General features: G+C 60.7%; 24 protein-coding genes. 18 read left to right on the top strand and 6 right to left on the bottom strand.

Features of this window, described 5'->3' with window-relative positions:
* The first annotated feature begins 238 nt into the window (after window positions 1–238).
* Complete coding sequence (locus tag GO988_RS03820) at window positions 239–3742, top strand: UvrD-helicase domain-containing protein (RefSeq protein ID WP_157562183.1); 3504 nt, start codon at window positions 239–241, stop codon at window positions 3740–3742.
* Window positions 3743–3776: 34 nt separating this feature from the next.
* Here GO988_RS03820 and GO988_RS03815 read toward each other — a convergent pair whose 3' ends face one another.
* Window positions 3777–4304, bottom strand: coding sequence for a vitamin K epoxide reductase family protein (locus GO988_RS03815; RefSeq protein WP_157562182.1), 528 nt, complete (start codon window positions 4302–4304; stop codon window positions 3777–3779).
* Window positions 4305–4455: 151 nt separating this feature from the next.
* Here GO988_RS03815 and GO988_RS03810 point away from each other — a divergent pair, with 151 nt between their 5' ends.
* From GO988_RS03810 to GO988_RS03760, 12 genes are all read left to right on the top strand, one after another.
* The gene (locus GO988_RS03810) at window positions 4456–6168 is read left to right on the top strand and encodes a S8 family peptidase (RefSeq protein WP_157562181.1); all 1713 of its coding nucleotides are present in this window, start codon (window positions 4456–4458) and stop codon (window positions 6166–6168) included.
* 37 nt (window positions 6169–6205) lie between these two features.
* Complete coding sequence (locus GO988_RS03805) at window positions 6206–7210, top strand: YitT family protein (RefSeq protein WP_157562180.1); 1005 nt, start codon at window positions 6206–6208, stop codon at window positions 7208–7210.
* Window positions 7211–7298: 88 nt separating this feature from the next.
* A complete protein-coding gene (locus tag GO988_RS03800; RefSeq protein WP_157562179.1) occupies window positions 7299–8126 on the top strand; it encodes an MOSC domain-containing protein in 828 nt (275 codons plus the stop codon).
* Window positions 8127–8161: 35 nt separating this feature from the next.
* On the top strand, window positions 8162–8836 hold the full coding sequence (locus tag GO988_RS03795; protein ID WP_157562178.1) for a DUF2461 domain-containing protein: 675 nt from the start codon (window positions 8162–8164) through the stop codon (window positions 8834–8836).
* 345 nt (window positions 8837–9181) lie between these two features.
* On the top strand, window positions 9182–9559 hold the full coding sequence (locus GO988_RS03790; protein WP_157562177.1) for a RagB/SusD family nutrient uptake outer membrane protein: 378 nt from the start codon (window positions 9182–9184) through the stop codon (window positions 9557–9559).
* A 9-nt stretch (window positions 9560–9568) separates the two neighbouring features.
* Window positions 9569–9691: a hypothetical protein gene (locus GO988_RS24345; protein ID WP_262885643.1), complete on the top strand. Its 123-nt coding sequence runs from the start codon at window positions 9569–9571 to the stop codon at window positions 9689–9691.
* Window positions 9675–10928, top strand: a complete 1254-nt coding sequence (gene fucP / locus GO988_RS03785) for an L-fucose:H+ symporter permease (protein ID WP_157562176.1) — start codon at window positions 9675–9677, stop codon at window positions 10926–10928. Before GO988_RS24345 ends, fucP begins: the two co-directional genes overlap by 17 nt.
* A 3-nt stretch (window positions 10929–10931) precedes the next feature.
* The gene (locus tag GO988_RS03780) at window positions 10932–11693 is read left to right on the top strand and encodes an SDR family NAD(P)-dependent oxidoreductase (RefSeq protein ID WP_157562175.1); all 762 of its coding nucleotides are present in this window, start codon (window positions 10932–10934) and stop codon (window positions 11691–11693) included.
* 9 nt (window positions 11694–11702) lie between these two features.
* Window positions 11703–12560, top strand: a complete 858-nt coding sequence (locus GO988_RS03775) for a fumarylacetoacetate hydrolase family protein (RefSeq protein WP_157562174.1) — start codon at window positions 11703–11705, stop codon at window positions 12558–12560.
* Entirely contained in the window at window positions 12547–13383 is an 837-nt protein-coding gene (locus tag GO988_RS03770) for an amidohydrolase family protein (RefSeq protein ID WP_157562173.1), read from the top strand. The genes GO988_RS03775 and GO988_RS03770 overlap by 14 nt, the downstream gene beginning before the upstream one ends.
* A gap of 37 nt (window positions 13384–13420) precedes the next feature.
* Window positions 13421–14209: an L-fucose dehydrogenase gene (locus GO988_RS03765; RefSeq protein ID WP_157562172.1), complete on the top strand. Its 789-nt coding sequence runs from the start codon at window positions 13421–13423 to the stop codon at window positions 14207–14209.
* Between the two features lie 140 nt (window positions 14210–14349).
* On the top strand, window positions 14350–14541 hold the full coding sequence (locus tag GO988_RS03760; protein WP_157562171.1) for a hypothetical protein: 192 nt from the start codon (window positions 14350–14352) through the stop codon (window positions 14539–14541).
* A gap of 174 nt (window positions 14542–14715) precedes the next feature.
* Here GO988_RS03760 and GO988_RS03755 read toward each other — a convergent pair whose 3' ends face one another.
* Entirely contained in the window at window positions 14716–15339 is a 624-nt protein-coding gene (locus tag GO988_RS03755; protein ID WP_157562170.1) for a deoxynucleoside kinase, read from the bottom strand.
* Between the two features lie 124 nt (window positions 15340–15463).
* On the opposite strand from GO988_RS03755, the gene GO988_RS03750 reads away from it, so the two are divergent.
* Window positions 15464–15913 carry a hypothetical protein gene (locus GO988_RS03750; protein ID WP_157562169.1) on the top strand — a complete coding sequence of 150 codons (450 nt, stop codon included), beginning with the start codon at window positions 15464–15466 and terminating at the stop codon, window positions 15911–15913.
* A gap of 20 nt (window positions 15914–15933) precedes the next feature.
* Here the strand turns inward: GO988_RS03750 and GO988_RS03745 are convergent, their stop codons facing one another.
* Window positions 15934–16413, bottom strand: a complete 480-nt coding sequence (locus GO988_RS03745) for a hypothetical protein (protein WP_157562168.1) — start codon at window positions 16411–16413, stop codon at window positions 15934–15936.
* 147 nt (window positions 16414–16560) lie between these two features.
* Between GO988_RS03745 and GO988_RS03740 the strand changes: the two genes are divergently transcribed.
* Together GO988_RS03740 and GO988_RS03735 are read left to right on the top strand one after the other, a co-directional pair.
* Window positions 16561–17085, top strand: a complete 525-nt coding sequence (locus GO988_RS03740) for a GNAT family N-acetyltransferase (protein WP_157562167.1) — start codon at window positions 16561–16563, stop codon at window positions 17083–17085.
* A 38-nt stretch (window positions 17086–17123) separates the two neighbouring features.
* Window positions 17124–17351 (top strand): CDGSH iron-sulfur domain-containing protein, encoded by a 228-nt coding sequence (locus GO988_RS03735; protein ID WP_157562166.1) that lies wholly within the window; start codon window positions 17124–17126, stop codon window positions 17349–17351.
* A 102-nt stretch (window positions 17352–17453) separates the two neighbouring features.
* On the opposite strand, the gene GO988_RS03730 is transcribed toward GO988_RS03735, so the two are convergent.
* Both GO988_RS03730 and GO988_RS03725 read right to left on the bottom strand, forming a co-directional pair.
* On the bottom strand, window positions 17454–18479 hold the full coding sequence (locus GO988_RS03730) for a hypothetical protein (protein ID WP_157562165.1): 1026 nt from the start codon (window positions 18477–18479) through the stop codon (window positions 17454–17456).
* A 94-nt stretch (window positions 18480–18573) separates the two neighbouring features.
* Window positions 18574–18828, bottom strand: coding sequence for an acyl-CoA-binding protein (locus GO988_RS03725; RefSeq protein WP_157562164.1), 255 nt, complete (start codon window positions 18826–18828; stop codon window positions 18574–18576).
* Between the two features lie 170 nt (window positions 18829–18998).
* Between GO988_RS03725 and GO988_RS03720 the strand changes: the two genes are divergently transcribed.
* Together GO988_RS03720 and GO988_RS03715 are read left to right on the top strand one after the other, a co-directional pair.
* Entirely contained in the window at window positions 18999–19523 is a 525-nt protein-coding gene (locus GO988_RS03720) for a CinA family protein (protein WP_157562163.1), read from the top strand.
* A gap of 76 nt (window positions 19524–19599) precedes the next feature.
* Window positions 19600–20901, top strand: coding sequence for a metal-dependent hydrolase family protein (locus GO988_RS03715; RefSeq protein WP_157562162.1), 1302 nt, complete (start codon window positions 19600–19602; stop codon window positions 20899–20901).
* Between the two features lie 83 nt (window positions 20902–20984).
* Here the strand turns inward: GO988_RS03715 and GO988_RS03710 are convergent, their stop codons facing one another.
* A complete protein-coding gene (locus GO988_RS03710) occupies window positions 20985–21728 on the bottom strand; it encodes a peptidylprolyl isomerase (RefSeq protein WP_157562161.1) in 744 nt (247 codons plus the stop codon).
* Window positions 21729–21862: the final 134 nt, after the last annotated feature.

Here is a 21862-nt window from a genome sequence, read left to right as displayed (position 1 = left end):
TGTCAGAACCCTTGGCTGCCCTAAATCATTACCAAGTATACTCAATGCCGCTCACCGTTGCAGCATCGTTCTGCCTCTCAAGTCCTCCTTAAGAAATAAAGCTCCCGCAACAAAATCAACGTTTTTTCCTGCGAAAGTATCTGATTGATAAAGCTTACAGCGGTTTGGCCCATTGGAAATCAGCTTTCCAGCTAAGCTATATCTCTAAGCAAGTTATTGTGTTTGTTCAACGTAAATAATGCCTGCCCCTTTTCGCATCTATTCCGCCTCAGCCGGCTCCGGCAAGACGTACCAATTAACGAAAGAATACCTCAAGCTGGCGCTGGGCTACCCCCAGCCGGCTGACCCCACGGGGGAGCGGCGTTTCAACCCAAGCTATTTTAAGAATATTCTGGCGATAACTTTCACCAACGACGCGGCGGGCGAGATGAAGGAGCGCATTGTAGGAGCGCTGCGACGCTTTGCGCAAGGTGCTGACGACAAGCCCGATGCCTTACTGACCGAAGTAGCGACCGAACTAGCACAGGAGCAGCAATTACCGCCCTACCTCACTACCCCCGCCGAGTGGCAGCAGGAGGTGCGGCGGCGGGCGGCGGCTACGTTTCGGCTGGTGCTGTACCACTACGCCGACTTTGCAGTGAGCACGATTGACTCGTTTGTGCAGCGGATTGTGACGGCTTTTACGCGCGAGCTGGGCCTACCCGCCTCGTTTGAGGTGGAGTTGGATACCGATAGCGTGTTGCGCTCGGCAGTAGCCGCGCTGCTCGACAAGGTGAACCGCGACCCGCAGAGCAAGCTGCTGAGCCAGACGCTGGCCGACTACGCGCTGGGCCAGGCCGAGCAGGGCCGCAACTGGAACAAGCTACCCGACGAGCTACTCGATTTTGGCCGGGCTTTGTTCAACGAGAGTGTGCACGAGGCGGTGGCGCAATTGAGCCAAAAAACGATGGCTGACTTTCGGACGCTCGACCAAGAAATTCGTACTCGGCAGCGCGCCACCGAGGAGGCCGTGCAAGCGCAGGCCGACCGCGCCCTGGCGGTGCTGACGAGCGGCGGCATCGCGGCCGAGCACTTGGCTAGTGGCGGCAACGGCATTTATGGGCACTTTACGAAGTGGGAGCGCTGGCTGAGCGCGCCCGAAAAAGACGCGCTGTTCCCTACCCCCACGGCCCGCAAAACCATCGAGAGCGGCAAGTGGTGGAGCGATAAGGCCAAGAAGGCCGGCCTGGTGCCCGCCGTAGAAGCTGCGCAGCCCGAGTTGGAAACGATATTTGGCGAACTGCTGGCCCTGCGCGAGCAGCACTTGCCGAGCTACTTGCTGCTGGGCGCGTTGCAGCCTTTTCTTTTTCATGCCTCGCTGCTGAGCGAGTTGAATAAGCTGGTCGAAAGCATCAGCCGCGAGCGCAACGTGGTGCTGATTTCAGAATTTAACCGGCGCATTGCGGCCATTGTGCTCACCGAGCCGGTGCCGTTTTTGTACGAGCGGTTGGGCGAAAAATACCGTCATTTATTGATTGACGAGTTTCAGGACACGTCGGTTTTGCAGTGGAATAACCTCTTACCCCTGGTCGAAAACGCGGTGTCGAATGGGGGGCTGTCGTTGGCAGTGGGCGATGCCAAGCAGGCCATCTACCGCTGGCGGGGCGGCGAGCTGGAGCAAATTTTGCGCCTCTACCAGGGCGACACGCCGGCGCTCGCCGCCCGCGCCCGCGATGCCGACATGCGCCACTTGCTGGAGGGCCGCTACTTCACGCTGCAAAACACGCTGGAGCCGCGCTCGCTGGCCACGAATTACCGGAGCCGGGCCGAGATTATTAGCTTTAATAATGAGTTCTTTACCTACGTTCGGGAGCGCAACACCGACGACGAATTGGTAGCTGGTATTTTTGAGGACGGGTTTCAGCAGCTGGTGCCGGCCGCCAATTCGGCGGCCATTGCCCCTACCCCCCCTGGCCACGTCGAGCTGCTTTTTACGAGCAAGGACGCGCCGGCGCGCCGCTACGCCCCTACCCTCGGCCAGTACCTCGACGAGCCGCTGCCGGGCTACCCAGCCGAGGCCGCGCTCGACTACAACGAAAGCACCTGCTACCTGGCGTTGCAACTGATAGAGCAGGCCTTGGCCGATGGCTACCCCCTGCGCGAAGTGGCGGTGCTGTGCCGCACACGCTGGCAGAGCCGGCTGATAGCCAAGTTTTTAAAAGAACGTGGCTTTCCCATTATCTCGGCTGATTCGCTGGCCTTGCAGTTTGCCGAAGTGGTGAACCTGCTGGTGGCCGTGATGCGGGTGCTGCACCAAAGCGGCGACACGCTGGCGCGGGCCGAAGCCCTGCTGCTGCTCGACAAAGTGGTGCGGCGCCTACCCCCTACCCCAGCGCGCGCCCGGCACATTGCCGAAGTGGCCAATGATAAGGAAACTGGCAAGCCCTTTTTTGACGAGCTGCGGAGCCTGGGTTTTGATGTGGACGAGCACCGCACCGGCAACTTGGGGCTGTATGAGCTGACCGAGCGGCTCATTGGCACGTTTGGGCTGCTGGGCGCTAATGCGGAAAGTGACTACCTGTTCCGGTTTTTGGATTTAACGCTGGAATTCAGCCTTAAATACGGCAACAACTTGGGCAGCTTTCTCACGCACTGGGACGAGCGCAAGGGCTCGCTGAGCATCAACGCGCCGGGCGGGGCCGATGCCATTACCATCACTACCGTGCACAAGGCTAAGGGGTTGGCGTACGGCATCGTCATCGTGCCGTTTGCCGACTGGACGCTGGTAACGCGGCCCGACACCTTGCTCTGGGGCCGGCTCGACGCGGCCGACAAGCCCCTGCCCGAGCTGCCCGATGTGGCCGTGGTGCGCCTCAACAAGACCTTGCCCTACACGCCATTGGCCGAGCAAGACACCGAGGAGCGCGAAAAAACCCTCCTCGACGGCCTCAACACGCTCTACGTGGCCTTCACCCGGCCGCGGCACCGGCTCTACATCATCAGCAAGCTGCCGGCCGAACCCAAGAAAACCACTGGCGAGCTGCCCCTTAGCCCTACCCCCGTGCCGGCCGCCAACCAAGGCCCCGCCCGCGATGTGGCCGACCTGCTGGCCGGCTACCTCCGCCACCGGGGCCAGTGGCAGGATGAAACCACCAGCTTTGTGCTTAACCAGGGTACAGCGGCCGACGTGAAAGCGCTAGCTGCGAAGCCGGCCGGCCGCCAGTTTGCGCTCACTAATCTTCGCTCTACGCCCTGGGATGAGCGGCTAAAGCTGCGACGCCACGCCACCACCGTATTCGATTTTGACGAGCAGGAAAAGCTGGGCGAACTCAACCGCAAGCTGCACTACGCCCTGCGCCGGCTGCTGTCGGCAAAGGATTTAAGCCGCTCGCTGCGCCAATTAGTAGCCGAGGGCATTGTTAATCAGCAGGAAAGGCCCGAGCTGGAAACCCGCCTGCGCACCCTGCTGGCCGACGAGCGCCTAGCGCCCTACTTTGCCGAAGGACTAGCGGTGGAAACGGAGCGCGAAATACTGGTGGGCGGCCACACGCACCGCGCCTACAAGCCCGACCGCATTGTGTTTGGCGAGGGGGGTAGCCGCGCCGAGCAAACCGTGACGATGCTCGACTTTAAGCTGCCGCCCCCGCAGGATATCCACAAAATCCGGCTGCGCGAATACGCCCGGCTGTTTCGCGAGCTTGGGTACGTGGACGTGCGCGGGGTTATTTATTATTTCGGCTCGGGTGAGGTGGTGGAGGTGTAGCCGAGCCGCTAAGCTGGCTGCACTTCCCTACCCCCTACTTCGCAGCCGAGCCTTTTTTACCCAGCAGTGTTTTGATAGCCTTAATGGCTTCGGGCACGGCCAGGATGGCCGTTGCGGTGGCGGCCACCGTACTGGCCTGGCAGTAAAAGCAGAGCTTTTTGTTCTCTTGCCACTCTTCGCGGCCTAGCTGCACATTGGTAACCAGGTCGATAAGGGTTTTGCCGAGCAGCGCAACTGGTAGCCAAGGCTGCTGCGTAGCCCGCTCCTGGCCGCCCGCCGAAGCCAGCGTAGCCGTGATGCCAGCCGTGATAATCATGGCCGGCGCGTCGGGCATTTGCAGGCGCTTGTAGGCGTAGTCGGAGGCGTCTACTTTATCAGAATCGAATACAGCGAGGGGCGGGTCGGGTAGGTGCGAAATGATGCCCGTCTGGTAGAGCGTCACGATTTGGCCGGCCACCGCCGTTACAAACGAAAGACCGATTATCCAGCGGCGGCGGGTAAGGTCGGGGCTATGGCCGAGGCGCAGCTGGCGCGAGAGTTCGGCGGGGGCAAGGGTAGGCATGAGCAGGGAATAATGGCTATATCTTTGGTACGCCGGGGCGCTGGCGCGGGTTATGCTGCGGCGCAGCCCACCCGTGGCTGGGCGCAACGCCTACCCGCCCCGTTGCGTCTATACCTATGCGGCCGTTTTGAGGCCGCCTTTATTATTGCTGATGCTTTCCAACCGACTTGCTACCTGGCCGCGCCTAGCGCTGGCTACCTCCCTTGCCCTACCCGCCACCCTGGCCGTGGCCCAATCTACCCCCGTTATTCCGGACGCGGCGGCACCCGCCACTACCACCACGCCCGCCGGGCCTACCGTGGCCGAAGCCGCTGCCGCTCAGTGGTATCTGCGCGACCCGCAGCTGGATAAAACGCCCGGCACCGGCACTACCCGCGCCTACGCCGAGCTGCTGAAGGGCCGCGTGCCCACGGCCGTAGTGGTGGCCGTTATCGACTCGGGCATCGACACGGCGCACGTCGACCTCAAGCCTGTGCTGTGGCGCAACCCCGGCGAAATTCCGGGCAATGGCATCGACGACGATAAGAATGGCTACATCGACGACGTGCACGGCTGGAATTTTTTGGGGGGTAAGGATGGCCGCAATATCTCGGTCGAAACCCTCGAAGTGACTCGCGTGGTGGCCAAGCTGGGGCCGCGCTTCGCGGGCAAAACCGCCGCCCAAGTGAAAGCCGCCGACAAGGCCGACTACGCCACGTACCTCAAGGCCAAAAAAGCCTACGACGCCAAGCGCAAAGAGCTTACGGAGGAGTTGCAGCAGGGCGAGCAGATAAGCGGCCCGCTCACGGAAATGACCTCCATGCTCAAGCAGAAGCTGGGCGTAACCCGCCTCGATACGGCTACTATGCGCCAAGCAGCCGCCAAGCTTCCCGAGGCGGAGGGCGGTGGCCTGTTGCTCTCGCTCTACCAGAACATGAAGCAGGGCGGCATCGGCGACACCGACGCCTTGCTGGCCGAAATTGGCACGGAGCTGAAAGACCAGCGTGAGCAGCTCGACTACAGCCTGAATACCAAATTCAATGCCCGCGCCGACATTGTGAAGGACAACCCCGACGACGTTACGCAGCGCAACTACGGCAACAACGACGTGACGGGCCCCGACGCGCTGCACGGCACCCACGTGGCCGGCATCATTGCCGCGGTGCGCACGAATAACCTGGGGGTACAAGGCATTGCCGCGGCTCCCGTGCAGGTAATGAGCGTACGCGCCGTGCCCAACGGCGACGAACGCGATAAGGACGTGGCCAACGCCATCCGCTACGCCGTCGACAACGGGGCGCAGATTATCAATATGAGCTTTGGCAAGGAGTTCTCGCCCCAGCGCCCGGCCGTGGAAGCGGCCTACAAGTACGCCGCCAGCAAAAACGTGCTGCTGGTGCACGCTGCGGGCAATGAAGACGATAACCTCGACGTCATCCCCCACTACCCCGCCTCGTTTTACCTCGATGGCACGGTGCCACCCAACTTGCTGACTGTCGGCGCTTCGGGCCCGCAGGACGATGAGAACCTGACCGCCAGCTTCTCGAATTACTCTAAGCGCCAAGTCGATGTATTTGCGCCCGGCGTGGGCATCTACTCCACACTGCCCGGCAATAAATACGGCTCGGAAAGCGGCACCAGCATGGCCTCGCCCGTGACGGCGGGGGTAGCGGCCGTGCTCAAGTCGTATTACCCCAGCCTCACGGCCGTCGACCTCAAGCGCATTATTCGGCAGTCGGCGCAGGTACACCATACGCTGGTGCTGGTGCCCGGCGAGAAGGGTAAGAAAGCGGATTTCGCTACGCTTTCGGCCACTGGCGGCATTGTCGATTTGTACGCAGCCCTACAGCTAGCAGCCCAAACCGAGGCAACCAAGAAGCCCTAGCTTCGGCGCCAGGTTGATTTTTTGCGTAAGTTGAGGCATGCTTCCTCAATTATTCATCTTAGAACGCCTGCGGCGGCTACGGGCTAGCCCAGCCGCCGCACCGGCGTCGGACGCCGCTATTACCAATCATCCGGCCATTGCCGATGCCCACCTGAACCCGCCTACCGGCCCAGCCGAGTCGTGGCTAAAATCGGAAATCCGCAACCTGCTTTACCTGGTAGCGGGCGTTTTTTCGGCGGCGCTCGCGCTCGAAGCCTTCATTCTGCCCAACGGCTTGTTTGATGGTGGCGTCACGGGCATTTCGCTGCTGGCGGCCCGGCTCACCCCTGGCCACCTGCCTTTGTCGGTCTACCTGGTTGCGCTCAACCTGCCGTTTATCTGGTTGGGCTACCAGCAGTTGGGTAGGAGCTTTGCGGTGCGGGCGCTGGGCGCCATTCTGGCGCTGGCCGTAGTGATTGAGGTGGTGCACTTCCCGGTCGTCACGCAGGATAAAATGCTGATTGCCGTGTTTGGTGGCTTCTTCCTGGGCGCCGGCATTGGCCTGGCCATGCGCGGCGGCGGCGTACTCGATGGCACCGAAATTCTGGCCGTGTACCTCAGCCGCAAAGCCAGCCTAAGCGTAGGCGACTTTGTACTGGTGCTCAATATCTTAATTTTTATTATCGTCGCCTTGGTGATATCCGTTCCCACGGCGCTCTATTCCATTCTTACCTACCTGGCCGCGTCCAAAACCATTGAGTTTGTGGTCAATGGCATTGAAGAATATACCGGCGTTACTATTATTTCCGAACACAGCGACGCCATCCGGCGCGCCCTCACCGAGCGCCTGGGCCGGGGCGTTACGGTATACGCCGGCCACCGCGGCTACGGCTCGCGCGGCGAGCAGCCCAGCCCCATCGACATTGTGTTTACGGTGGTCACGCGCCTAGAGGTATCGCAGGTCACGACCGAAGTTAACCAACTCGACCCCAGAGCTTTCATCATTATGCACAGCGTAAACGATGCCAAAGGCGGCATGGTAAAAAAGCGAGCGCTGCACTAGGCGTTGCCTTTGCAATTAGGGCTTAAAAAGAACGTCGGACCTCCTTACGGGAAGCCCGACGTTCTTTTTAAGCCCTAACTTTGCTCATATGCCTACCCCCTTGCCTACGCTCACCGGTCTATTTATTTATCCTGTTAAGTCGCTTGGGGGCATTAGTTTGCCGGCCGCCGAGCTCACGCCGCAGGGCCTGCGCCACGACCGCCGCTGGCTGGTAGTAGATGCCCAAAACCGCTTTCTTACCCAGCGCGAGCACGCCGAGATGGCGCTGCTGGCCGTGGAGGCTGCCCACAATGGGTTTTTGCTGCGCCACCGCCAGCGGCCCGAGCTGCTGCCGCTCTACGTGCCTTTCGTAGCCAGCCCCGATAAAACCTTGTTTGTCACCATCTGGGACGATATGGTATTTGCCTGGCGCGGCGCGCCCGAAGCCGACGAGTGGCTCAGCCTGGCCCTCAACCGCGCATGCAAGCTGGTGTACATGTCGGATATGGTGCGCCGCGAAGTCGAGCCCGACAAGCCCGAGCTGAACCCTGCCGGCACGCTCGTTAGCTTCGCCGATGGCTACCCCTACCTGCTGGCCAGTGAAGAATCGTTGGCCAAGCTCAATGCCCAGCTTGCCGAGCCTGTACCCATGGACCGCTTCCGGCCCAACCTGGTGGTGAGTGGGGTAGCGGCCGATGCAGAAATGAGTTGGGGCAATTTTCAGATTGCGGGCCACGCCTTTCGGGCGGTGCGAGGCTGCGGGCGCTGCGTCGTCACCACCATCGACCAGGCCACGGCCCAGAAAAACCCCAGCAGCGAGCCACTGCGCACGCTGGCCACCTACCGCAAGCAAGGCAGCAAAGTGCTCTTTGGCCAGAACGTGACGGGGCCCCCTAGCGGCCTCATCCAAGTGGGCGACACCTTGGAACTGGCCTAGAACCCCTACCCCCCCTAGTTGCGTTAAGGCCTGGCATGGACCTGGCTTTCGTACTGGATTTTTTGCGCCGCCTGGCGGCTAACAACAATACGGCCTGGATGCAGGCCCACCGCGCCGACTACTTGCGCGCCCGCGACACGTTTGCCGAACTCGTGACGCAAGTGCTGCGCCAGGCCACGCCCATCGCCCCCGAGCTAGCGGGCCTTACGCCGGCGCAAGTACTCTTTCGGCTCCATAAAAACGACCGCAGCCAAACTGACCCCGAACCTTACAAGCGCCGCCTGGGCGCGGGGCTAGTGCCGGGCGGGCGGCATGCGTTGCGCGCCGGCTATTTTCTGGCCCTGATGCCGGGGGGCGGCTCGTGGCTGCGGGCGGGACGCTTTACGCCTACCCCACCCGAACTGGCCGCCATCCGGCAAGAAATTCACTACGACAGCGCCGGGTTTCACCGCCTGCTCGAAGATGCGCTTTTGCGCAGCCACTTCCCTACCGGCTTAGATATGAGCGGCGAGCAACTAACGCGCCCGCCCCGTGGCTACGCCGCCACCGACCCCGACTTGCCCTGGCTCAAGCTCAAAAGCTATGGGGTAGGGCGCCTATTTTCGGATGCCGAGGTGCTGGCGCCCGACTTTATCGAGCGCGTAGTAGCCGGCATTCAAGCGGCGCGGCCGTGGGTCGAGTTTTTAAATACGGCCCTGCTCACGGCCTGATAAAAGGTGAGCCCAGTACCAGCCCTAGCTTGGCCTGGCCTACTGAGAGGAACTTCTATCTCGTTGTGTCGATTGCCTGAAAACTGCTTGGTTTTCCGAGCTAGCAGGCCAGCTAGGCTAATAGCCTACAAGAAGATGCCAAAAGCCAGGATAGGCTGCGGGTCCCAGGTTTTAATCTTTATAACCTGTTTCTGCTCACTTATCCAGCTCACGTACGCGGCATTTCCAGGTAGCCTGTGCGCTATGCTACCTGCGTAATCGATAGCACCTACGAGCCCTTTCGGCTAATTAGTCGTTTCGCAATGGTTTTTCGCACGCGATGGCAACTACGGCTTGCAAGCCGGCATGACCCGCACCCAGATGTTCAACGCCATTTTCTACGAGCGGCGGCTTGAGTTTGCCTTCGAGGGCAAGCGCTTCTGGGCTTTGCGGCGCTGGAAAAAAACCGAGAGCACCCTCGATGGCAAGTGCCGAATAGGGGCCTTTATCAACTTGAAAACCACGGCTATGCCTGCCGATTTCGCTACCACCCGCGACAACGAGAACCTCGACCTGGCTTATACCAACTACTTCACCATCACCTTCAAGCAGCTCGATACCAAGTACACCATCAACTGGCTGCCGGCTTACTACTTCTTTGCCATTCCGCAATCGGCCATCGACAACAACCCCAGCTTGGTGCAGAACAACGCCTGGGTCGGCGCCTTCGACCCGCTAAAATAACCAAGCGATTTGTCTATCTTCTTGTTTATCAATGCGCCGTTGCCCAACTTGGGTGGCGGCGCATTGGCCTATTCGGGCCTCGTGCGAGCTTCCTTCTGTTCCCTACCCCCACCCCATGATTACGCGCAGTAGCAACCGGCTTGCCATTGGTCTCATCACCTCGCTGTTCTTCCTGTGGGGCTTCGCGCTGAACCTGAACCCGATTCTGATACCGCACCTCAAGAAAGCCTGCCAGCTCACCGATGCGCAGTCGGCCTTTATCGATTCCGCTTCCTACATCGCCTACTTTCTACTGGCCATTCCGGCCGGGCAATTCATGAAACGCTTTGGCTACAAGGGGGGCATTATCGTGGGCTTGCTGCTGTTTGCGGCCGGCGCGTTTTTGTTTTACCCCGCCGCAGCTGCTCGCTCGTACGCCTTTTTTCTGGCGGCGCTCTTCATCATTGCCTGCGGCCTCACCTTTCTCGAAACCGCGGCCAATCCCTACATTACCGTGCTCGGCGACCCCGACGGGGCGGCCCGGCGCATCAACTTTGCGCAATCGTTTAACGGGTTGGCGGCCATGCTGGCGCCGCTGCTCGGCGGCATGTTCATCTTGTCGGGCCAGCGCCTGACGGCCGCGCAGGAGGGCGCCATGTCGCCCGCGCAGCTCGCGGCCTACCTCAACCACGAGGCGCAAGCCGTGCAAATACCCTACTTGCTTATTGGGGGGGTAGTGCTGCTGGTGGCCTTGGCCCTGCTGCGCACGCCCCTGCCCGAGTTGGTGGAAGAAGACGAAGCCAGCATTGCGGGCGGCTCGCTATTGCGCGAAAAAAACCTTTTGCTGGGGGTAGTAGCGCAGTTTTTCTACGTGGGAGCGCAGGTCTGCGTCAGCAGTTTTTTCATTCGCTTTGCCGAGCGCGTGGCGGGCATTGCGGAGAAAACGGCGGCGCTCTACCTGTCGGGGGCGCTGCTGGGCTTCACGGCGGGGCGCTTCATTGGCACGGCGCTGATGCAGTATGTGCGCCCGGCGCGCCTGCTGGCGTTGTACAGTCTGGTTAATTTTTTTCTGGTGCTGCTGGCCGTGCTGCTGCCCGGCAAGCCCTCGGTGTACGCGCTAATGGGCGTCGAATTTTTTATGTCCATCATGTTTCCCACTATTTTTTCGCTCAGCATTCGCGGGCTGGGCGCCAAAACCAAAGAAGGCTCGTCGCTGGTAATTATGGCCATTGTGGGCGGCGCTATTTTTCCGGTTATTGCGGGGCGCGTGTCCGATGCCAGCACCATCCAGGTGGCCTACGTGGTGCCGGCGCTGTGCTTTTTGGTAGTGCTGTTATTTGCGCTGCAAAACCTCAAAGTCAAATCTGTCAAGCTCGTCGCAGCTCACTAACGCATGTTTAGCTTAACCGGAAAACGCGCCGTCATTACGGGCGGTGGCAGCGGCATTGGCCGGGCCATTGCGCTGCTCTTTGCCCGCCAAGGGGCGGAGGTCCACATCATCGAACTAAACGCCGAAGCTGGGCAGCAGGCGGCCGACGAAATCCGGCAGGCCGGGGGTAGGGCCCACGTGCACGCCGCCGACGTCAGCCAGCAGGCGCAGGTAGTAGCTGCTTTTCAAGCCATTGGCTGGGTCGATGTGCTTGTGAATAATGCCGGCATCGCGCACGTCGGCACTGTCGAAACGACCAGCGAAGCCGACTTCGACCGCGTGTACCAAGTCAATGTGAAGGGCGCCTACAACTGCCTGTTTGCGGCCGTGCCGCTGATGAAAGCGCAGGGCGGCGCCATTGTGAACCTGGCCTCCATTGCGGCGCACGTGGGCCTCACCGACCGCTTTGCCTATTCGATGAGCAAAGGCGCCATCTTCGCCATGACCTTATCGGTGGCTCGCGACTACCTCAGTAGTAACATTCGCTGCAACAGCATCTCGCCCGCGCGGGTGCACACGCCCTTCGTGGATGGCTTTATTGCGAAGAATTACGCTGGCCGCGAAGCCGAAATCTTCGAGAAACTCTCCCGCAGCCAGCCCATTGGCCGCATGGGCACCCCCGCCGAAGTTGCTACCCTGGCCCTGTACCTGTGCTCAGACGAGGCCGGTTTCGTTACGGGCTGCGACTACCCGCTCGATGGCGGCTTTATTACGCTAAACACCTGATTTCTACTCATGAAACTCATTCGCTACGGCCAGCCCGGCCAAGAGAAACCCGGCATTCTGCTGCACGACCAGCGCTACGACGTTTCGGCTTTTGGCCAAGATTATACCGAAGACTTTTTTGCGACTAATGGCCTGCAACGGCTCGCCGAGTTTGTGCAGGCCAATGCCGGCGCTCTACCCCCGCTCGCCGCCGACGAGCGCCTGGGCCCGCCCGTGGCGCGGCCCTCCAAAATTCTGTGCATTGGGCTGAATTACGCCGACCACGCCCGCGAAACCGGCGCTACCCCCCCGCCCGAGCCGGTGCTTTTCATGAAGTCGACCACCGCCTACGTGGGGCCGAATGACGACCTTGTCATTCCGAAGAACTCGACCAAAACTGACTGGGAAGTGGAGCTGGCGGTCGTTATAGGTAAGCTCGCCTCATACGTAGAAGAAGCTGATGCGCAGGCGTATATCGCGGGCTACACGCTGCATAATGACGTGTCGGAACGCGAGTTTCAGCTGGAGCGCAGCGGCACCTGGGACAAGGGCAAGGGCTGCGACACCTTCGCGCCCGTCGGCCCGTTTCTAGCTACCCCCGATGAAATCGGCGACGTCAATAACCTGCGTTTGTGGCTGACCGTGAACGGCCAACCCATGCAGGATGGTACTACTGCCAACCTCATTTTCAAGATTCCCTTCCTCATTTCCTACCTCAGCCAGTTTATGACGCTGCTACCCGGCGACATCATCTCGACGGGCACGCCGGCGGGGGTAGGGCTAGGTTTTAAGCCGCCCGTGTACCTCAAGCCCGGCGACGTGGTGGAGCTGGGCATCGACGGGCTGGGCACGTCGCGCCAAGTAGTGAAAGCATATGGCCAGAATTGACGCCCACCAGCATTTTTGGCGCTTCGACCCGGTGCGTGATAGCTGGATAACGCCCGAGATGGCGGCTATTCAGCGCGACTTCCTACCCCCCGATTTAGAGCCTATTCTGCAACAGCACGGCTTCGATGGCTGCGTGGCGGTGCAAGCCAGCCAGTCGGAAGCCGAAACCGACTGGCTACTGGAGCTGGCCGCGGCGCACAATTTTATTAAGGGGGTAGTGGGCTGGGTCGATTTGCAGGCCGACAACGTGGCGGAGCGGCTAGCTTACTACCAGCAGTTTGCGAAGCTCAAGGGCTTTCGGCACGTGCTGCAAGGCGAACCCGACCGGGCGCTGCTGCTGCGGCCCGCGTTTCGGCGCGGCCTGACTGCGCTTTACCTGCACGGCTTCACTTACGATTTGTTGATTTTGCCCGACCAGCTGGCGTACGCTGCCGAGCTGGCCAGGGCCTTACCGCTGCAGCCGTTTGTGCTCGACCATAGTGCCAAGCCGCTCATCAAAGCTGGCGAGCTGGAGCCTTGGCGGCAGCACATGCGGACCCTGGCCGCCCACGAAAACGTGCTGTGCAAAGTCTCGGGCCTGGTGACGGAAGCCGACTGGCTGCACTGGCAACCTCAAGATTTTTGGCCCTACCTCGACGTGGTGTTTGAAGCCTTCGGGCCCCAGCGCGTCCTATTTGGCTCCGACTGGCCGGTGTGCAACGTGGCCGGCGGCTACGAGCGGCTGTACGCCCTGGTAGCGGATTACGTCGCCCGGCTGTCGGCCGCCGAGCAGGCGCAGTTTTGGGGTACCAATGCAGTGCGTTTTTACGGCTTGTCCGATTAATTGCTCGTTCCTTATTGCTTATTACTCCTTACCCACCATGGATTTACAGCTTCGAGACAAAGTGATTATCGTGACGGGGGGCGCCAAGGGCATTGGCGAAGGCATTGCGCGCGTGCTTGCCCAGGAGGGCGCCATTCCGGTTATCGTCGGCCGCCAGGAGGCCGATAACCAGCAGGCCGTGGCGGCCATTGAAGCGGCCGGCGGCCGCGCCGGCCAGGTAGTGGCCGAACTCGCCGAACCCGCCGCGTGCGAGCTAGCCGTGCAGGCCGTGGTGGCCCAGTTTGGCCGCATCGACGGGCTGGTAAACAATGCCGGCGTAAACGACGGGGTAGGGCTGGAAAAAGGCGACTACCAAGGCTTTATGCAAAGCTTGCACCGCAACGTGGTGCACTACTACCTCATGGCCCACCACGCCCTGCCCGAACTCAAAAAATCGCAGGGGCCCATCGTCAACATTACCTCCAAAACGGCCGAAACTGGGCAAGGCAACACCTCCGCCTACGCAGCCGCCAACGGCGGGCGCAACGCGCTCACCCGCGAGTGGGCCGTCGAGCTGCTCAAGTATGGCATCCGCGTCAATGCCGTGATGGTGGCCGAGTGCTGGACGCCGGCCTACGAAACCTGGGTGCAAACGCTGCCCAACCCCGAGGAGAAACTACGCGAAATCACGCGCAAGATTCCGCTGGGCAACCGCATGACCACGGCCGAGGAAATCGCCAACACCACGGCGTTTTTGCTGTCGGCCCGCTCTAGCCACACCACGGGCCAGATACTTCACATCGACGGCGGCTACGTGCACCTCGACCGGGCCCTGGCCAACGCTTAATCAGCTTGTTAGGCATACGCTAGTCGGCACCGAACCCGGCCGTTTCGCTGACAACCAACGGGTTGCCCCTACCCCCCTCGCAGACCAAGCGCTGCTGCGCAGCAAGCGCATTGGCATCTACGGTACCAGTTCGCACGCTTTTGAAGGCACGCAGCCATTTTTTAGCTACCCCGGCCGACTTCGAGCACATTATTCAAGCCTTAAAGCAAAGCCTGGTAAAACCCACGATGTACCTCACGTACCGCGTCGCGTTTGGCCAAATAAAGGAGAAGTTTGCTCAGTGGCTTACTTCGGTGGCGGGCGTCCTCAAAGCCGTCGTAGCGCTGCTTTGAGGACGCCCGCAGTTGCAGAAATTACTATATACTGCCTGTGCAACAATATTTTATGAGCTAATGCAGGAGCAACGACGGTTATTCTGGATTCCTTATCGCTTGGGGTACTGTAGCGCCGAAAGGGGGATAATAGGTCAACAACACCTGCTCGTTACCGCACTGCCCCTTTATTGACTAAAACAGCCCGAACAGTTTCCCATTGATGCGCTCAATGATGTCGCCCAAGTCTTCGGGGCGGCGCACGTAGTCCAGCTCGTTCACGTCGATAATGAGCAGCTTGCCGTGCTTGTAGTTGGCAATCCACTGGTCGTAGTGCTCGTTGAGATTTTTGAGATACTCGATGCTGATGGTGTTTTCGTAGTTGCGGCCCCGCTTCTCAATCTGGCCGATGAGCTTGGGCAGGTCGGCCCGCAAGTAAAGCAGCAGGTCGGGCGGGTTTACGAGGTCTATCAGGCTCTTAAACAGGGCGTAATAATTTGCGTAGTCGCGTTCGGCAAGTAAGCCCGACTGGTGCAGGTTGGCAGCGAAAATGTGCGCATCCTCGTAAATAGTCCGGTCTTGAATAACGCTCTTGCCTTGGCGCACTAATTCCTGAATGCGCCGCGTTTGCCGGAAGCGTCCGTTTAGAAAATATACTTGCAAGTGGAAGGCCCACCGCGGCATATCAGCGTAGAAGTCTTTCAGATACGGATTATCATCTACTTCTTCTAAAAAAACTTCCCAGCGAAAGTGCTGGGCCAGTTTGTGGGCCAGCGTGGTTTTGCCGGCCCCAATGTTGCCGACGATTGCAATGTGCATAGTGAGGTGAGAAATAGCAGGGCGGAAAGCTGGCAAAGATACGTAGCCTCCGCAGCCCCGCCGTACTTGCCGCATCCTTTACCCGGCCCCGCCGGTTCGCTCTGTTCTTCCTGCTTCTTTCGCTATGAAAACCACTTATAATACGGCCGAGCGCTTGCTCGACCTGCCCGACCCCCATCGGGCGCTACTGGCCGAATTCGACTATTTTCCGGCCCACGACTTGCTGTATGTGCGCTGGCACGGTCACCTCACGGCCTCGTCTATTGTGCAGGGCGCGCAGGCCAGCCTCGACTTATTTCGGGGCCGGCCCCTACCCCGCCGCTTGCTCAGCAACCATCGCCTCGCCACCGGCGACTGGGGCGAGGCGGTGCCGTGGCTGCACTACGAGTGGCTGCCACAGGCCCTGGAGCAGGGGGTAAGCGTCCTCTCTCACGTGTTGCCCCACGAGCTCAGCAGCCCAGTAACCGCGGCCCCTGGAGGGCCCGAGTTTGTGGATGTTCTCAAGCAAAATTTAGTACTCCGCTCGTTTCGCAACTCGCTGGCGGCCTGGCAGTGGGCCATCACACGCCGCTAGCCGGAGGTGGGGCATAGGGTTTATTTGTCGAGGCGCTCTTTTACGCGCCGGGCGCTTTGCAGGGTATGAAACTCGCCCTGGCAGCGGCGCACATTCACGCGCTCGGTAAGGGGCAGTTCGAGGCGCACGGCTTCGTAGCGGGCATTGAGGCGGGTAAGGGTGGCACTGGCTTCGTCCCAGTCGCGGTCGCTCCACTGGCGGCGCTGGTCGTTAGTGGCTTCTAGAAAGCGCTCGAAGAGGTCGTTTATCTGGCTGGCTGGCACGCGGCTGATATCGACGCTCTCGTGCAGCATTTTCACCAGCACAGGGTCAGCATTGGTTACGGCAGTAGTAGCCGTAGTAGCGCGGCGCGTAGTGGCGGCCGTGCGCGGCACCGAGGCGTGGGGGCGGCCACCTACCAGGTCGCCCTGGCGCAGCAGGCTATCCTGCGTTGTATTTTGAGCAATTCCCACCAAGGGTAGCGAAGCCAGCAGTACGGGCAAAAAAACGGCTTTTTTCATAGTAAATAGTACGGGGCTAGTGCAAAAGGATACGCCAGCCTAGGCAAATTAGACGCCAACTTAACGCGAAGGCCGGGCGCTGCGTATGCCGTGTGGGCCACAAAAGTCGCTTTTTTGGCCGACCTTCGCCCGCTTCTTACGCTTTATATGCCTTCTCGCTCTGTCCCGGCCGTTCCGGCCACGCCCCTCCACATTCAGCCCGCCACCGAGCAGGACATTCCGGCCATCATTGAGCTGGCCGAAGCTACCTGGGAGCCTACCTACCGCTTCATCATCTCGAAAGAGCAGATTGACTACATGTACCGCGTCATCTACACGCCGGCCTCGCTGCGCCGGCAGATGCGCGAGCAGCACCACACCTTCTTGCTGGCGTATGTAGAAGGGCAGGCCAGCGGGTTTGCCTCCTACTCGGAGAAGCCCGATAATGTGTACCACCTCAACAAAATATACGTCCTGCCCTCGCACCAAGGCCAGGGCCTGGGCCAGCACCTGCTCCAGGCCGTGGTCGAAGCGGTACGGGCCGCCGGGGGCCGCACGCTAGAACTCAACGTGAACCGCCACAACCCGGCGCTGGCTTTCTACGAGCGCCAAGGGTTTGCCCAGCACCGCGAGGAGGATATTCCCATCGGCCCGTACTGGATGAACGACTTTGTGCTGCGCAAAGACCTGTAGCCCTACCCCCCCCTTTACTCACCAACCCAAACCAGACCATGGCTACCAAATTAACCGTTCTCTCCAATGGCTCGCTCCGCGTGGAGGGCGAAGATTTCGAACTCGTCGATGCCCAAGGCCAGCCCTACGGCCTCGGCGGCCGGCAGCGCATCAGCATCTGCCGCTGCGGCCTCAGCGCCCAAAAGCCATTCTGCGATGGCTCGCACAAGGGCCACTTTGAGCACCCAGCCGTAGCCTTTGACTTGCCCGCGCCAAAAACGGTGTAGGCATAAAAATCAGCCCCCAAAGCCCGGCCTGCTGCACTTTGTGCAGCAGGCCGGGCTTTTTTTACAAACTAGATTGCGCTTGGCTACTCCTGCCCTACCCCCCTACATTACCTTCAGCATCAGCCACAGGTTGAGGCGCACCACGTCGCCCATCGAGTCGCAAGCATCAAATTTTTGGGTGCGGTGGTAGCGGTTGAGGGCCGTTTTGAGCTCGTCTACTTTGGCGACGGGGGCCAGCTCTTGGCGGCGCATCACGTCGAGCAGGGCCTTGAGGCGGTGACGCTCGGCGCGGGCGCGACGCGCCATTAGGGTGCGCTCCTCGGCTTGGTACTGGCGCAGGGTAGATGACTTGAGCAGCCGGGCGCACAGGTCTACTACGGGCGCATTATCCTTGAAAAACTGCGGCACATACATGGCCCGGCGGCCTTCGTAGCTCTGCTGGTCGAAGTCGATGGCCCGCACCCGATACTGCTCGTCCTCGAAGTCGGGCGTCACGTCGATGACGTAGTTGTAGGCCCGCATATCGCCGAGCAAGCGCGCAAAGCAGCGCTCGTTGAACTTGACAAACTCCTTGGCAATGCGCACTTGGTTGAGGTGCGGCTGGTTGAGCCGCAGCCGGATAAAGTCGTCGCCCGGAATGCCGGCAATATGCTCCTCGATGAGCGTATTGCCACTGTCTACGAGGTAGTTCATCGAGTTCGGCGACAGCAAATGCTCCAGCTCCAGGCCATAGAGACGCGAGGCATCAGCCTGCTTCACGTAGAAATAATCGTAGTTATCGTTGAGTTGGTTGAGGATGCGTACCCGAAACGGATGCGAGTTGCCGAAGCGGCAATAATCGATGCGGTCGGCCAGTAGGTCGTTGGCAAACGAGAGGTCGCCGGCCGTTTTGAGCAGCGCATATACTTGCACCAAGCCCTGGCTAAGCTCCACGAGCGTGCTGGGCTCGTAGAACACCGTTTGCCACAGCGTATCCTTGCCCGCCCGGTCGAGCAGCGGAAACGAATTGCTGAAGCGCAGCAAATCGGCGTAGCTCACGGGCAGCGGCGCCTCACGGTCGTAGTCGCGCAGGTATTGGCGCAGGGCCGGCGTGAGCGGGTAGCTGGGCTTTTTGCGGGAAATGTCCATCTGGCATTGCTATCAACTAGTAAGGCAACTCACTAAAACGTCCTGCTTCACTTTGCTCAGCAGGACGTTCTTTTGTAGCGTAACGCAGGAGTACCTACCCCACCAATTCTGCCACCAGCTCCACATACTGCTGGCGGGCAGCGTCTTTGCTGAGGCCGGCGAGTTGGTGCCAGGCATCGTGCTTGGCAATGGCCTTGAAGTCGAAGCCGCCGGGCCGAGTGCCGGTGTTGTCGCCTTCGGTGGCTTGCTTGTAGAGGGCGTAGAGTTGGAGGAGCACCGTGTTGGAGGGCTTGGCGGGCAGTTGCTGCGCCTGCTGGGCAGCCGCCTCGAAATCTTGTTGGGTAGTCATAAAAAAGAGAAAAGCGGGGAAAGTAACCGGCGCTTTAGCGGCGCTTAGGCTCACAAACGTAGCGCGTAGCGTCGGCTTGGGCGCGCCGCCCGGCTGGGCGCGGCTGCAACACCACGGCGGGCTAACTGCGTAGGATGGTAGATAGACCCTTGCTCCCTCTTGTACTCTGCATGAAATCCTCCCCGTTTGCGTCCGATTGCACTCCTCTCATCAAGCTCTTTCTGCAATATAAATTAACCTTGGCCCTGGCCGAAAGCTGCACCTGTGGCTTAGTGGCCGCCCAACTGGCCCCCACCGAGGGCATAAGCGATGTGCTGCTGGGCTCGGTGGTGACGTACCACGCGCTGGCCAAGCAAAAGCTACTGGGCGTGAGCGCCGAAACCATCGAGCTCTACTCGGCCGAAAGCCAGCAGACAACCAACGAAATGGCCATGGGCCTGCACCGCCACCTGCCCGAAGCCGACGTATGCGTGGCCGTGACGGGCCTCTGTGGCCCCGGCCCCTCAGCTACTCCCGATAAGCCGGTGGGCACCGTGTTCGTGACGATTTTTATTGACAAGCACGCCCACGAGTACCGGACGCAGTTTAAGGGCGACGCGAATAGCATGCGCCAGCAGGCCGCCGATTTTATCTATCAGCAACTGACGGAGTTACTCACGCGCCTGCAGCCGATGGTGAAGCCCGAGAAGCCCTGAGAAAAACGAGGGGGTAGCAAAGCGGCCTAGCGCGTAGCTTGCAGCGAAATTTTCACACTTTTTCGCTTCTTAGTCCATGCGCACTGCTACTCGCATACTCCTCCTACTTACTGCTTTCGGCCTGGCTGGGCCGGCCGCGTTTGCCCAAAAAACCTACCTGCACTGCGGGCGCCTGCTTGACGTGCGCAGCGGACGCCTGCTGAGCCAGCAAACGCTAGTGGTGGAGCGCGACCGCATTGTGGCGGTGCAGGCAGGCTACGCGGCTGGCGGCGCCCAAGACCAGGTTATCAACCTCGAAAACCGCACCGTGCTGCCCGGCCTCATCGACTGCCACGTGCACCTCGAAAGCCAGCAGAGCCGGGCCTCGTTTGCCGAGCAGTTTACCCTCAACCCCGCCGATATCGCCTATCGGGCGCAGGCCATTGCGCTCACGACGCTGCGCGCGGGCTTCACCACCGTGCGCGACTGTGGGGGCTCGGGCGTGAACACGGCGCTGCGCAAGGCCGTGGCCCAGGGCCTGGTGCCGGGGCCGCGCATTTACTCGGCGGGCACGGCCATTTCGAGCACCGGCGGGCACATGGACAGCACCGATGGCCTGAGTGATTTTATGATGGATAAGCTCAACCCCGGCCCCGCCGAGGGGGTAGCCAACGGCCCCGAGCAGTGCCGCCAAGCCGTGCGCGAGCAGTTTCGGCGCGGCGCCGACCTCATCAAAATTGCCAGCACCGGCGGCGTGCTCGACCTGAGCAAGGACGGTACCGGCGCGCAGTACACGGAAGAGGAAATTCGGGCGGTTGTGCAGACTGCCCACGACCTGGGCATGCCCGTGGCCTGCCACGCCCACGGCGCCGAGGGCATCAAGCGGGCGGTGCGGGCCGGCGTCACGAGCATCGACCACGGCTCGCTGATGGATGCCGAGGCCATTCAGCTCATGGCTAAAAGCCGCACCTGGTACGTGCCCACGCTCATCGCGGGCAAGTCGGTGGCCGATACCGTGCGGGCGCACCCCGGCTACTTTCCGCCCGTGATTGCGGCCAAGGCGCTCAACGTGGGCACCCAGATGCAGGGCACGTTTGGCCGAGCCATTAAGACGGGGGTAAGGGTGGCCTTCGGCACCGACGCGGGCGTGTATCGCCACGGCCAGAACGCCAAGGAATTTGGCTACATGACCGAGGCTGGTATGTCGCCCCTCAACGCTATCCGCACGGCTACCCTCAACGCCGCCGAGTTGCTCGGCGACCCCCAAAACCTGGGCGCGCTGGAGGCCGGCAAATACGCCGACGTGGTGGCCGTGGAGGGCGACCCTTTGCAGGATATCTCGGCGCTTACGCGGCCGAGTTTTGTGATGAAAGCGGGCAAGGTGTACGTGGGGCAGTAGGTCGGAATAAGCCTAGAACTAAAACCAGCACGTCGTGCCCCGACAAGCTCGGCACAACGTGCTGGTTTTATTCGACAGCCTGGCTACTTTACCACTTCCACCTTCATGGCTACGTCATTTATTGGCCATTTATCCTGAGGGTCGACGGGGATTTTAGAGATGGCCTCCACCACCTCAAGCCCTTCGGTAACCTCCCCAAACACAGTGTACTTGCCATCGAGCGAGGGCACGCCACCCAGCGTGCTGTAGGTTTTGATTTGGGCGGGCGTGAGGGGGCGGTCCGCCGCAGCTTTGGCCTGGAAAGGCACCAGCTTCTCGCCCACCACAAAGTAAAAATCGGTGTTCGACGACAGGTGGCCGGGGTTCTTTTCGTCGTCGTAGCGGGCCATGCCCAGCGCTCCTTTAAAGTGAAAATGACCTGGCCGAATTTCGGGAGGTAGGCGGTAGCGATGCAGCCGAATGGTGCGGTTCAGGCTTTGGCCGCCCTGTACGGCAAAGCCCTTGACAACGCGATTGAACACAGTTTCGTCGAACACGCCGCGGCGCGTCAGCAGCAGAAAATTGGCCCGGTGAATGGGCGTGTCGTCGTAGAGCTTCACCCGGATATTGCCCAAACGGGTCTTAAACAGCACCTCCGAACCGGGGTATTGGCGCAGGTAAGCCAGCATTTGGGGCGCCACGGCACTGTCGGCGAGGGTGGCAATGTTGGGCCCCGGCGCCTTGGGCTTCGGCGGGGGGGTAGTGGCCGCGGGCTGGTCGGCGGGGCCGCAGGCGGCGAGCACTGCCAAGGCCAAAATGAGGGGTAGGGAAAGGCGGGAAAACAGCATAAATAAGGGGCTCGAAGCACCGCCAAGATAGCGCCCGCGCTGGTTTTGCGGCCGGCTTACCTCCTCACCAGTCGCCAACAGGACGTCCTGCTTCGGCAAGCGGAGCAGGACGTCCTTTTTCCTTGAGCTAGTCT

The sequence above is a fragment of the Hymenobacter ginkgonis genome, assembly GCF_009755225.1.
In the GTDB taxonomy this organism is placed as follows: domain Bacteria; phylum Bacteroidota; class Bacteroidia; order Cytophagales; family Hymenobacteraceae; genus Hymenobacter; species Hymenobacter ginkgonis.
This window is presented reverse-complemented; position numbering and strand designations above follow the sequence as displayed.